Below are 11734 nucleotides of genomic sequence, written 5' to 3' on the forward strand. Positions count from 1 at the left end.
GGCATGAAAGCAGCGCGCACAGGAAAGTTGAAACGACAGGAAGATAAGGCCAGCTTTGTAAGCTGGCGTTTTGCGTTGCTCTGTTCAGGCATACTGTTGGCGATGGTGGGGCTGATGTTGCGCGCCGCCTATTTGCAGGTGATCAACCCGGATAAACTGGTGCGTGAAGGGGATATGCGTTCCCTGCGCGTGCAGGAAGTGCCCACCGCACGCGGCATGATCAGCGATCGCGCCGGGCGTCCGTTGGCGGTCAGCGTGCCGGTTAACGCCATCTGGGCCGATCCGAAAGAGCTGAATGAACACGGCGGCGTGTCGCTCGATACCCGCTGGAAAGCGCTTTCTGATGCGCTGGATTTGCCGCTCGATCAGATGGCGGCGAAAATCAACGCCAATCCCAAAGGGCGCTTTGTCTATCTGGCGCGCCAGGTGAACCCCGCAATTGGTGAATACGTTCACAAACTCAAGCTGCCGGGCATTTATCTGCGTCAGGAATCACGCCGTTACTATCCAGCGGGTCAGGTAACGTCTCACCTGATCGGTTTCACCAATATCGATGGGCAGGGGATCGAGGGCGTTGAGAAAAGCTTCGATCGTTGGTTGACCGGGCAACCGGGTGAGCGCACGGTGCGTAAAGACCGTTTTGGCCGCGTGATTGAGGATATCTCTTCCGTTGACAGTCAGGCCGCACACAACCTGATGTTGAGCATCGACGAGCGCCTGCAAGCGTTGGTTTATCGCGAACTGAACAACGCCGTGGCCTTCAATAATGCGGAAGCTGGCACCGCCGTACTGGTGGATGTCAACACCGGTGAAGTGTTGGCGATGGCTAACAGCCCTTCCTACAACCCGAACAACCTGTCGGGCACGCCGATGGATGTCATGCGTAACCGCGCCATTACCGATATTTTCGAACCGGGTTCGACGGTAAAACCGATGGTGGTGATGACGGCATTGCAACGCAACGTGGTCAAAGAAAACAGCCTGCTCAATACCTTGCCCTATTACATCAACGGTCATGAGATCAAAGACGTTGCCCGCTACGCGGAACTGACCCTGACCGGGATACTACAGAAGTCGAGTAACGTCGGTGTTTCACGACTGGCGTTAGCGATGCCCTCCTCAGCGCTGGTAGACACCTACTCGCGTTTTGGCTTGGGAAAAGCGACCAATTTGGGGTTGGTCGGAGAAAGCAGTGGCTTATATCCTCAAAAACAACGGTGGTCTGACATAGAGAGGGCCACCTTTTCTTTCGGCTATGGATTGATGGTGACGCCGCTGCAACTGGCACGCGTTTACGCCACTATCGGTAGCTATGGTGTCTATCGTCCACTTTCTATCACCAAAGTCGATCCGCCGGTGCCGGGGGAACGCATTTTTGCCGAGCCCATCGTGCGAACGGTGGTGCACATGATGGAAAGCGTTGCGCTGCCCGGCGGCGGCGGAACCAAAGCGGCGATCAAGGGATACCGTGTTGCCATTAAAACCGGTACGGCGAAAAAAGTCGGACCGGATGGCAAATACATCAACAAATACATTGCCTACACCGCAGGTGTAGCGCCTGCCAGCAACCCGCGCTTTGCGCTGGTGGTGGTGATTAACGATCCCAAAGCAGGCAATTACTACGGTGGCTCCGTTTCCGCGCCGGTATTCGGCGCCATCATGGGCGGCGTATTGCGCACCATGAACATTGAGCCGGATGCGCTGCCCGTCAGCGATAAAAATGATTTTGTGATTAACCATAAAGAGGTTTCAGGTGGCAGATCGTAATCTGTGCGATTTACTGGCACCGTGGGTGCAAGATGTCCCACCGCGCCAACTGCGGGAAATGACGCTGGACAGCCGTGTTGCTGCTGCGGGCGATCTGTTTGTGGCCGTGGTTGGCCACAGCGTGGATGGGCGTCGTTATATTCCCCAGGCCATTGCGCAAGGGGTTGCGGCCGTGATTGCAGAGGCAGACGGTGAAGCTGCTGATGGCTCCGTGCGTGAAATGCACGGCGTTCCGGTTGTGTACCTGAGTAACTTGAACCAACGTCTGTCGGCGTTGGCGGGGCGTTTTTATCAGCAGCCTGCGGACACATTACGGCTGGTCGGCGTGACCGGCACCAACGGCAAAACCACCACCACACAGCTGTTGGCCCAATGGAGTCAACTGCTGGGCGAGACCAGCGCCGTGATGGGCACGGTAGGTAATGGTCTGTTAGGGCGCGTTAATCCCACGGCAAACACCACCGGCTCGGCAGTCGACGTACAGCACGTCCTGCATCAGTTGGTTGAACAAGGCGCGACCTTCGCCGCGATGGAAGTTTCCTCGCACGGCTTAGTGCAGCATCGCGTTGCGGCATTGCCGTTCGCGGCGGCGGTTTTCACCAACCTGAGCCGCGATCATCTGGATTACCACGGAGATATGGAAAGCTATGAGGCCGCCAAGTGGTCGCTGTTTTCAGAGCATAAAGTGGGTCAGGCGATCATTAACGCCGACGATGAGGTAGGACAGCGCTGGCTGACTCAGTTGCCGGATGCCGTGGCGGTGACGCTGCACAATAACCTGGTGCCCGGCTGCCGTGGCCGCTGGCTGAAAGCCACTGCCGTCGATTATCACGACGAAGGCGCATCGATCGCCTTTGATTCCAACTGGGGCAACGGTCGCCTGGAAAGTCGCCTTATGGGTGAATTTAACGTCAGTAACCTGCTAATGGCGCTGGCAACGTTACTTTCCCTGGGCTATCCGCTGGATAGATTAATGGAAACCGGCGCACAATTGCAGCCGGTTTGCGGCCGCATGGAAGTGTTTAAAGCGCCGGGTAAACCAACCGTGATTGTCGACTACGCCCACACGCCGGATGCGCTGGAAAAAGCGCTGGCGGCGGCGCGTCCGCATTGCTCCGGTCAACTGTGGTGCGTATTCGGTTGCGGCGGCGATCGTGACAAAGGTAAGCGCCCACTTATGGGGGCCATCGCGGAACAACTGGCCGATCGCGTTGTGGTGACCGACGATAACCCCAGGAGCGAAGAGCCGCAGGCTATCGTGAAAGATATTCTTGCCGGTCTGGTGGATGCCGGACGGGTACTGGCGGTGCACGGTCGCGCCGAAGCAGTGACCAGCGCCATTATGCAGGCGAAAGTGGACGATATTGTGTTGATTGCCGGTAAAGGCCATGAAGATTACCAACTGGTGGGCAAACAGCGTCTCGATTATTCCGATCGCGTGACTGCCGCGCGTTTGCTGGGGGTTATCGCATGATTCGCGTTACGTTGCAGCAACTGGCCACGGCGTTAAATGCCACGCTCCTCGGTGACGATGTGGCAGTGGAAACAGTGTGCACCGATACCCGAAAATTGACGCCGGGCTGCCTGTTTATCGCCCTGCGCGGTGAAAAGTTTGATGCGCATGATTATGCCCATCAGGCAGTACGCGGCGGCGCGGCGGCTCTGTTGGTCAGTAAGCACTTACCTATCGACGTGCCGCAACTGCTGGTGGGGGATACCCGTCTGGCGCTGGGCGAACTGGGTGCCTGGATGCGCCGTCAATCCTCTGCGCGCGTGGTGGCTTTGACCGGCTCTTCCGGCAAAACCTCCGTCAAAGAGATGACGGCAGCGATTTTGCGCCAGTGTGGCGACGTGCTCTATACCGACGGCAATTTCAATAACGACATTGGCGTACCGTTAACGCTGCTGCGCCTCACCCTTGAGCATCGCTTTGCGGTGATTGAGCTGGGGGCCAACCATATCGGTGAGATTGCCTATGCCACCAATCTGGTGCGTCCGGATAGCGCGCTGGTGAATAACCTGGCGCCCGCGCATCTGGAAGGGTTTGGATCGTTGGAAGGCGTTGCGCGCGCCAAAGGGGAGATCTTCAACGGTTTGCCCACCAAGGGTATTGCGGTGATTAACGCCGACAGCAATGACCTGACGCGCTGGCACGACGTGCTGCGTGACAAAACGGTATGGCAATTTTCGCCGCAGCAAGGTGAGAACACCGACTACTACGCCACTGATATTCGCCATCAAGGCGCGGGCACCCTGTTTGAACTCCATACGCCGTTTGGCTCGCTGGAGGTTAACGTGCCGTTGCCGGGTCGCCATAACGTGGCGAACGCGCTGGCCTCTGCCGCATTGGCGATGTCGGTAGGCGCTGGGTTGCAGCAGGTGAAAGACGGGCTGGCGCAGCTCCAATCCGTGCCGGGCCGCTTGTTCCCCATCATGCTGGCGGCAAACAAACTGCTGCTGGATGACAGCTACAACGCCAATGTGGGATCGATGACTGCGGCGGTGCACACGCTGGCAGAGATGCCGGGCTACCGTGTGCTGGTGGTGGGCGACATGGGTGAACTCGGTGAGGATGCCGAGGCGTGCCATCAGCAGGTGGGCGAAGTAGCGCGTGATGCTGGCATTGACGCGGTGTTGAGCATTGGCACCTTGAGTCAGACTATCAGCCTCACCAGTGAATGTGGTGAACATTTTTCCGATCGGGCGGGGTTGGTAGCGCGTTTGCAAACGTTGCTGTCTACGCATGACACGATCACTGTTTTGGTTAAAGGCTCCCGGAGTTCTGCGATGGAGCATGTGGTACACGCATTACAGGAGAATGCAGCATGTTAGTGTGGCTGGCCGAACATTTGGTCAAATTTTATTCCGGCTTTAACGTCTTCTCATATTTGACGTTTCGCGCCATTGTCAGCCTGCTGACCGCGTTAGTGATCTCCTTGTGGATGGGACCGCACCTGATCGCCTGGCTGCAAAAATTGCAGATCGGGCAGGTAGTGCGCAATGAAGGGCCTGAATCTCATTTCAGCAAACGCGGCACGCCGACCATGGGCGGCGTCATGATCCTGGCGGCGATCATTGTGTCGGTGCTGCTGTGGTCCAACTTGTCTAACCCGTATGTGTGGTGTGTGCTGCTGGTGTTGCTGGGCTACGGTATCGTCGGCTTTGTCGATGATTACCGCAAAGTGGTGCGTAAAGACACCAAAGGGCTGATCGCGCGCTGGAAATATTTCTGGCAATCGGTGATTGCACTGGCGGTGGCTTTTACCATGTATGCCATCGGCAAAGGCACTCCGGCCACGCAACTGGTGGTGCCGTTCTTTAAAGATGTGATGCCGCAACTGGGCCTGCTCTACATTTTGCTGACCTACTTTGTCATCGTCGGCACCAGCAATGCGGTCAACCTTACCGACGGGCTGGATGGTCTGGCTATCATGCCGACCGTGTTTGTCGCCGCCGGTTTCGCGCTGGTGGCGTGGGCAACGGGTAACATGAATTTTGCCGGTTATCTGCATATCCCTTATATCCGCCATGCCAGTGAACTGGTGATTGTCTGTACGGCAATGGTGGGGGCGGGTCTGGGCTTCCTGTGGTTTAACACCTACCCGGCACAGGTATTTATGGGCGATGTTGGCTCACTGGCGCTCGGCGGCGCGTTAGGCACCATTGCTGTCCTGCTGCGTCAGGAATTCTTATTGGTGATTATGGGCGGGGTGTTCGTGGTTGAAACCCTGTCGGTGATCCTTCAGGTCGGTTCATTCAAGCTACGCGGACAGCGTATCTTCCGCATGGCACCGATTCACCATCACTATGAACTTAAAGGGTGGCCAGAGCCGCGCGTGATTGTGCGTTTTTGGATTATTTCGCTGATGCTGGTGCTGATTGGCCTGGCAACGCTGAAGGTACGGTAACGGTATGATGGACTATCAGGGTAAAAACGTTGTCATTATTGGCCTGGGGATCACCGGGCTTTCCTGCGTTGATTTCTTCCTGACGCGCGGTGTGACGCCGCGCGTGGTGGATACCCGTGTTAGTCCGCCCGGTCTGGATAAACTGCCTGCCGAGGTTGATCGCCACCTTGGTTCGTTAAATGAAGACTGGCTGTTAGCGGCAGATCTGATCGTCGCCAGCCCCGGTATCGCACTGGCTACGCCCGCGCTGGCCGATGCCGCCGCCGCAGGCGTAGAAATTGTGGGCGATATCGAGCTGTTTTGCCGCGAAGCGCAGGCACCGATCGTGGCGATTACCGGCTCCAACGGTAAAAGCACGGTCACCACGCTGGTCGGTGAAATGGCTAAAGCGGCGGGATGGTCGGTCGGTGTTGGTGGGAATATTGGCTTGCCTGCGCTGACGCTGCTCAAACAGCCGTGCCAACTGTACGTGCTGGAGCTGTCGAGTTTCCAGTTGGAAACCACCTCCAGCCTGCGTGCGGCGGCCGCCACCATTCTTAACGTCACGGAAGATCATACCAACCGCTACCCGTTTGGTATCCAACAGTATCGTGCCGCCAAGCTACGCATCTATGACCATGCGCAGGTGTGCGTGGTGAATGCCGATGACGCGCTGACCATGCCGATTAAAGGTGCGGATACGCGCTGCATCAGTTTTGGCGTTGATGTGGGCGACTATCACCTCAACACCCAGCAGGGCGAAACCTGGCTGCGCGTGAAAGGCGAGCGCGTATTGAATACCAAAGAGATCTCTTTAGTCGGGCAACATAACCACACCAACGCGCTGGCAGCGTTGGCATTGGCGGATGCGGTAGGGATTCCTCGCGCACCAGCGCTGACGGCGCTCACCACCTTTACTGGTCTGCCGCACCGTTTCCAATGTGTATGGCAGCGTAACGGCGTGCGCTGGATTAACGATTCCAAAGCGACCAACGTGGGCAGCACCGAAGCGGCGCTCAGCGGGTTGCAGGTCAAAGGCACGCTGCATTTGTTGTTGGGCGGCGACGGCAAGTCGGCCGATTTTTCGCCGCTGCTGCGTTATGTCCAGGGTGACAATATTCGCCTGTATTGCTTCGGGCGTGATGGTGCTCAACTGGCGGCGCTGCGCCCTGAGATAGCAGAGCAAACCGAGACCATGGAGCAAACCCTGCGCGTGATTGCCGCGCGCGTGGTGCCGGGCGATCTGGTGCTGCTGTCTCCGGCCTGTGCCAGCCTCGATCAGTTCAAGAGTTTCGAACAGCGCGGCGATGAGTTCGCCCGATTGGCGGAGGAGCTTGGCTGATGCGTTTTATTGGGCTGCCAGTGATTGAACGACTGAAAGGCTGGGTCATGGGGACGCGGGAGAGCGATGTGCAGAGCATCGTGATGTATGACCGCACCCTGCTCTGGCTGACGTTCGGTCTGGCGGTCCTTGGGTTTGTGATGGTGACCTCGGCATCCATGCCGGTGGGGCAGCGCCTGACCAGCGACCCGTTCTTTTTTGCCAAGCGCGACGCGTTCTACATCGGTCTGGCATTTGCGTTGGCGTTGATCACCATGCGCGTGCCGATGGAAGTCTGGCAGCGTTACAGCCCGATATTGTTGTTGCTCACACTGGTGATGCTGCTGGTGGTGCTGGTGGTAGGCAGTTCGGTAAACGGTGCTTCGCGCTGGATTGCGCTGGGGCCGCTGCGCGTGCAGCCTGCGGAGTTGTCAAAGCTGGCGCTGTTTTGCTACCTCTCCAGCTACATGGTGCGCAAGGTAGAGGAAGTCCGTAACAATTTCTGGGGCTTTTGCAAACCGATGGGCGTGATGGTGGTGCTGGCTGTTCTTCTGCTGGCGCAGCCCGATCTGGGAACGGTGGTGGTGCTGTTTATCACCACGCTGGCGATGCTGTTTCTGGCCGGCGCCAAACTGTGGCAGTTTCTCGCCATCATCGGCTGCGGCATGTTTGCCGTCGGTTTGCTGATTGTGGCGGAACCTTACCGTATGCGCCGCGTGACGTCATTCTGGAACCCGTGGGAAGATCCGTTTGGCAGCGGCTACCAGCTAACCCAGTCGCTGATGGCATTTGGCCGTGGTGAACTGTGGGGACAAGGATTAGGAAACTCGGTGCAGAAACTGGAGTATTTACCGGAAGCGCATACCGACTTTATTTTTTCCATTTTAGGCGAAGAGCTCGGCTATATCGGTGTGGTTTTGGCGTTGTTAATGATATTCTTCGTCGCTTTTCGGGCCATGTCCATCGGCAAGCGTGCGTTGGAGATCGATCAGCGATTTTCCGGCTTTTTGGCGTGTTCTATCGGCATCTGGTTTAGTTTCCAAACGCTGGTAAACGTCGGCGCTGCTGCGGGAATGTTACCCACCAAAGGGCTGACGCTGCCGTTAATCAGTTACGGTGGCTCGAGTTTGATCATCATGTCGACCGCCATTGTATTGTTGCTGCGGATCGATTTTGAGACGCGCCTGACCAAGGCGCAGGCGTTCACGAGGAGTGCCAAATGAGTGGCGAAGGTAAGCGCTTGATGGTGATGGCAGGCGGCACCGGAGGACATGTGTTCCCCGGTCTGGCCGTTGCCCATCATTTGATGGCGCAGGGTTGGCAGGTTCGTTGGCTGGGAACCGCCGATCGCATGGAAGCCGATTTGGTGCCAAAAAACGGCATTGAGATTGATTTTATTAGTATTTCTGGCTTGCGTGGCAAAGGTATTGCGGCGCAGCTGTGTGCACCCTTACGGATTTATCGCGCGGTACGTCAGGCGCAAGCGATCATGAAACGCTACCAGCCGGACGTGGTGCTGGGCATGGGCGGATATGTGTCCGGACCGGGCGGTCTGGCAGCGTGGCTGTGCGGTATCCCGGTGGTGCTGCATGAGCAAAACGGCATTGCGGGGTTAACCAACCGCTGGCTGTCGCGCATTGCGCGCAAGGTATTACAGGCTTTTCCCGGCGCGTTTCCCAACGCTGACGTGGTGGGTAACCCGGTTCGTACCGATGTGTTGGCGTTGCCTGCACCCGATGCGCGTTTGGCCGGGCGTGAAGGCCCGATCCGTGTGCTGGTGGTGGGCGGAAGCCAAGGGGCACGGGTGTTAAACCGCACGTTGCCGGACGTCGCCGCTCGGTTGGGGGCTAACGTCACTGTCTGGCACCAGACCGGCAAAGGCGCGTTGGCCGAGGTGCAGCAGGCGTATGAAACGGCAGGCGTACCGCAGCATAAAGTGACCGAATTTATTGATGACATGGCGCAAGCCTATAGCTGGGCCGATGTGGTGGTGTGTCGCTCCGGTGCGCTGACCGTCAGTGAGATTGCCGCCGCCGGATTGCCCGCGCTGTTTGTGCCCTTTCAGCACAAAGACCGGCAGCAATATTGGAATGCGCTGCCGCTGGAACAGGCTGGAGCCGCCAAGATTATTGAGCAGTCGGCACTGAGTGTCGATGCAGTGAGCGATGTGCTGTCCGGTTGGGATCGCGCCACGTTGCGCGACATGGCACAGCGTGCTCGTTCCATGGCGAGGCCGGATGCCACCGAACGCGTGGCCGCCGAAGTGGCCGCCGCAGCGCACTAAGGTGCGTCTGACAGAATAAAATGCGTGAGGGGAAGGTTGTCTCCTCATGACAAGTGAATGAAGTACAAGTGAAAAGGTAGCGGTAGAAAAAGTGAATACACAGCAATTGGCAAAACTGCGTTCCATCGTGCCCGAAATGCATTGCGTGCGGCACATCCATTTTGTCGGCATCGGCGGTGCTGGCATGGGCGGTATTGCCGAAGTGTTAGCGAACGAAGGTTACCACATCAGCGGTTCTGACCTGGCACCGAACGCGGTGACACAGCAGTTGGCCGCGCTGGGGGCGCAGATCTATTTTCATCACCGCCCTGAGAACGTGAAAGATGCCAGCGTGGTAGTGGTATCCAGCGCGATTAGCGCGGACAACCCGGAAATCGTTGCGGCTCACGAGGCGCGTATTCCGGTGATTCGTCGCGCTGAAATGCTGGCCGAATTAATGCGTTTTCGCCATGGCATCGCGATTGCCGGAACGCACGGTAAAACCACGACCACCGCGATGGTCGCCAGTATTTATGCCGAGGCGGGTTTGGACCCGACCTTTGTCAACGGCGGGTTGGTGAAAGCCGCAGGTGTGCATGCGCGCCTGGGCTCCAGTCGTTATCTGATTGCGGAAGCGGACGAGAGTGATGCGTCCTTCCTGCATCTGCAACCGATGGTGGCGATTGTCACCAACATCGAAGCAGATCATATGGATACCTATCAGGGCGATTTTGAAAATTTAAAGCAGACGTTCATCAACTTTTTGCACAATCTGCCGTTTTATGGCCGTGCGGTGATGTGCGTGGACGATACGGTGATTCGCGAATTGCTGCCGCGCGTGGGGCGTCATATCACCACCTACGGGTTTAGCGATGATGCCGATGTGCGCGTGGCGGAATACCGCCAGTCAGGTGCGCAGGGACACTTTACGCTGGCGCGTCAGGGTAAGCCGCTGTTGCAGGTTACGCTGAATGCACCGGGTCGCCATAACGCGTTGAACGCGGCGGCAGCGGTCGCCGTGGCGACGGAAGAGGGCATTGATGACGCAGCAATTCTGCGCGCGCTGTCCAGCTTCCAGGGAACCGGACGCCGTTTCGATTTCCTCGGAGAGTTCCCGCTGGATGCGGTAAATGGCAACGCAGGCAGCGTGATGCTGGTGGATGATTACGGCCACCACCCAACAGAAGTGGATGCGACGATCAAAGCCGCCCGTGCCGGTTGGCCGGAAAAACGCGTGGTGATGGTGTTTCAGCCGCACCGTTATACTCGTACACGCGATCTGTATGATGATTTTGCCCACGTGCTGTCGCAAGTGGATGTGTTGCTGATGCTGGATGTGTACTCGGCGGGAGAAAGTCCTATTCCCGGGGCCGATAGTCGCTCGCTGTGCCGTACTATTCGTGGACGCGGCAAGGTCGATCCGATTCTGGTTACCGATCCGGATATGCTGGCAACGCTGTTGGCACCGACGCTACAGGATGGCGATCTGGTGTTGATTCAAGGTGCGGGCAATGTAGGCAAGCTGGCGCGTAAACTGGCGGATACCCGCTTACAACCTCTGGTTACGGAGTGAGTATGGCGGAAAAAGTCGCAGTGCTGCTGGGAGGAACATCGGCGGAGCGTGACGTGTCACTGCGTTCCGGGCAGGCGGTGGTTGCCGGGCTCAAAGCGGCGGGAATTAATGCCGAAGCCGTTGACCCGCGTGATTTTCCGGTCACTCGCCTGAAAGAGGCAGGGTTTGACAAGGTGTTTATCGCCCTGCACGGTCGCGGCGGTGAAGACGGCACGCTGCAAGGGGTATTGGAGTTTTTGCAGTTGCCTTACACCGGTAGCGGTGTGATGGCATCGGCGCTGACCATGGATAAGTGGCGCACCAAGCTGGTGTGGCAGTCGCTGGGATTGCCGATAGCCCCTTATGTTGCGTTGACGCGGGCACAGTATAACGCGTTAACGCCCGAGCAATTGCAGACCGCCTGTGCGCACCTCGGGTTGCCGCTGATGGTGAAGCCGAGTCGTGAAGGTTCTAGCGTCGGCATGAGCAAAGTGACGCAGCAAGGGGAACTGGTGACGGCGCTGGACACCGCGTTTGTGCATGATGACGATGTGCTGGTTGAGAAGTGGCTGAGCGGGCCTGAGTACACGGTGGCATTGTTAGGCGACACGGTTCTGCCCTCAATTCGAATTCAGGCCGCAGGCACGTTTTACGATTATGAGGCCAAGTATCTCTCGGACCAGACGCAGTATTTTTGTCCCAGCGGGTTAGCGCTTGAGCAGGAGCAGGCCATCGGTGCGCTGGCGCAAGCGGCCTTCGCGGCGTTGGGATGTCGCGGCTGGGGTCGTGTTGATCTGATGCTGGACGCCGACGGTGCGTTTTACCTGTTGGAGGTGAATACGTCGCCCGGAATGACGGATCACAGTCTGGTGCCGATGGCTGCCAGGCAGCACGGGATGAGCTTCTCGCAGCTCGTCGCGCAGATCCTGGCCTCGGCTGTTTGA

At 57.8% G+C, this 11734-nt stretch carries 9 protein-coding genes; all 9 read left to right on the forward strand.

The genetic code is table 11. The features are described 5' to 3' along the window. The first annotated feature begins 3 nt into the window (after positions 1–3). Positions 4–1767, forward strand: a complete 1764-nt coding sequence (locus J5069_RS14605) for a peptidoglycan glycosyltransferase FtsI (protein WP_264644566.1) — start codon at positions 4–6, stop codon at positions 1765–1767. After that, on the forward strand, positions 1754–3241 hold the full coding sequence (murE, locus tag J5069_RS14610) for a UDP-N-acetylmuramoyl-L-alanyl-D-glutamate--2,6-diaminopimelate ligase (RefSeq protein ID WP_264644567.1): 1488 nt from the start codon (positions 1754–1756) through the stop codon (positions 3239–3241). The genes J5069_RS14605 and murE overlap by 14 nt, the downstream gene beginning before the upstream one ends. Further along, the gene (murF, locus tag J5069_RS14615) at positions 3238–4599 is read left to right on the forward strand and encodes a UDP-N-acetylmuramoyl-tripeptide--D-alanyl-D-alanine ligase (RefSeq protein WP_264644568.1); all 1362 of its coding nucleotides are present in this window, start codon (positions 3238–3240) and stop codon (positions 4597–4599) included. Before murE ends, murF begins: the two co-directional genes overlap by 4 nt. Continuing rightward, positions 4593–5675 carry a phospho-N-acetylmuramoyl-pentapeptide-transferase gene (gene mraY / locus J5069_RS14620; RefSeq protein WP_264644569.1) on the forward strand — a complete coding sequence of 361 codons (1083 nt, stop codon included), beginning with the start codon at positions 4593–4595 and terminating at the stop codon, positions 5673–5675. Before murF ends, mraY begins: the two co-directional genes overlap by 7 nt. Before the next feature lie 4 nt (positions 5676–5679). Continuing rightward, on the forward strand, positions 5680–6996 hold the full coding sequence (gene murD / locus J5069_RS14625) for a UDP-N-acetylmuramoyl-L-alanine--D-glutamate ligase (RefSeq protein ID WP_264644570.1): 1317 nt from the start codon (positions 5680–5682) through the stop codon (positions 6994–6996). Further along, positions 6996–8198 (forward strand): cell division protein FtsW, encoded by a 1203-nt coding sequence (ftsW, locus tag J5069_RS14630; protein ID WP_264644571.1) that lies wholly within the window; start codon positions 6996–6998, stop codon positions 8196–8198. The genes murD and ftsW overlap by 1 nt, the downstream gene beginning before the upstream one ends. Continuing rightward, positions 8195–9259 (forward strand): undecaprenyldiphospho-muramoylpentapeptide beta-N-acetylglucosaminyltransferase, encoded by a 1065-nt coding sequence (gene murG, locus J5069_RS14635; protein WP_264644572.1) that lies wholly within the window; start codon positions 8195–8197, stop codon positions 9257–9259. The genes ftsW and murG overlap by 4 nt, the downstream gene beginning before the upstream one ends. Positions 9260–9350: 91 nt before the next feature. Then, positions 9351–10811, forward strand: a complete 1461-nt coding sequence (gene murC / locus J5069_RS14640; RefSeq protein ID WP_264644573.1) for a UDP-N-acetylmuramate--L-alanine ligase — start codon at positions 9351–9353, stop codon at positions 10809–10811. A gap of 2 nt (positions 10812–10813) precedes the next feature. Next, positions 10814–11734, forward strand: coding sequence for a D-alanine--D-alanine ligase (locus J5069_RS14645; protein WP_264644574.1), 921 nt, complete (start codon positions 10814–10816; stop codon positions 11732–11734).

Origin of the sequence: Candidatus Symbiopectobacterium sp. NZEC127, assembly GCF_025962675.1 — a bacterium.
GTDB lineage: Bacteria > Pseudomonadota > Gammaproteobacteria > Enterobacterales > Enterobacteriaceae > Symbiopectobacterium.

What these genes read in the sequence shown, in the direction of transcription:
- murF (WP_264644568.1), top strand. Translation starts at nt 3,238, where the DNA reads ATGATTCGCGTTACGTTGCAGCAACTGGCCACGGCGTTAAATGCCACG.
- J5069_RS14605 (WP_264644566.1), top strand. Translation starts at nt 4, where the DNA reads ATGAAAGCAGCGCGCACAGGAAAGTTGAAACGACAGGAAGATAAGGCC.
- mraY (WP_264644569.1), top strand. Translation starts at nt 4,593, where the DNA reads ATGTTAGTGTGGCTGGCCGAACATTTGGTCAAATTTTATTCCGGCTTT.
- murG (WP_264644572.1), top strand. Translation starts at nt 8,195, where the DNA reads ATGAGTGGCGAAGGTAAGCGCTTGATGGTGATGGCAGGCGGCACCGGA.
- J5069_RS14645 (WP_264644574.1), top strand. Translation starts at nt 10,814, where the DNA reads ATGGCGGAAAAAGTCGCAGTGCTGCTGGGAGGAACATCGGCGGAGCGT.
- ftsW (WP_264644571.1), top strand. Translation starts at nt 6,996, where the DNA reads ATGCGTTTTATTGGGCTGCCAGTGATTGAACGACTGAAAGGCTGGGTC.
- murD (WP_264644570.1), top strand. Translation starts at nt 5,680, where the DNA reads ATGATGGACTATCAGGGTAAAAACGTTGTCATTATTGGCCTGGGGATC.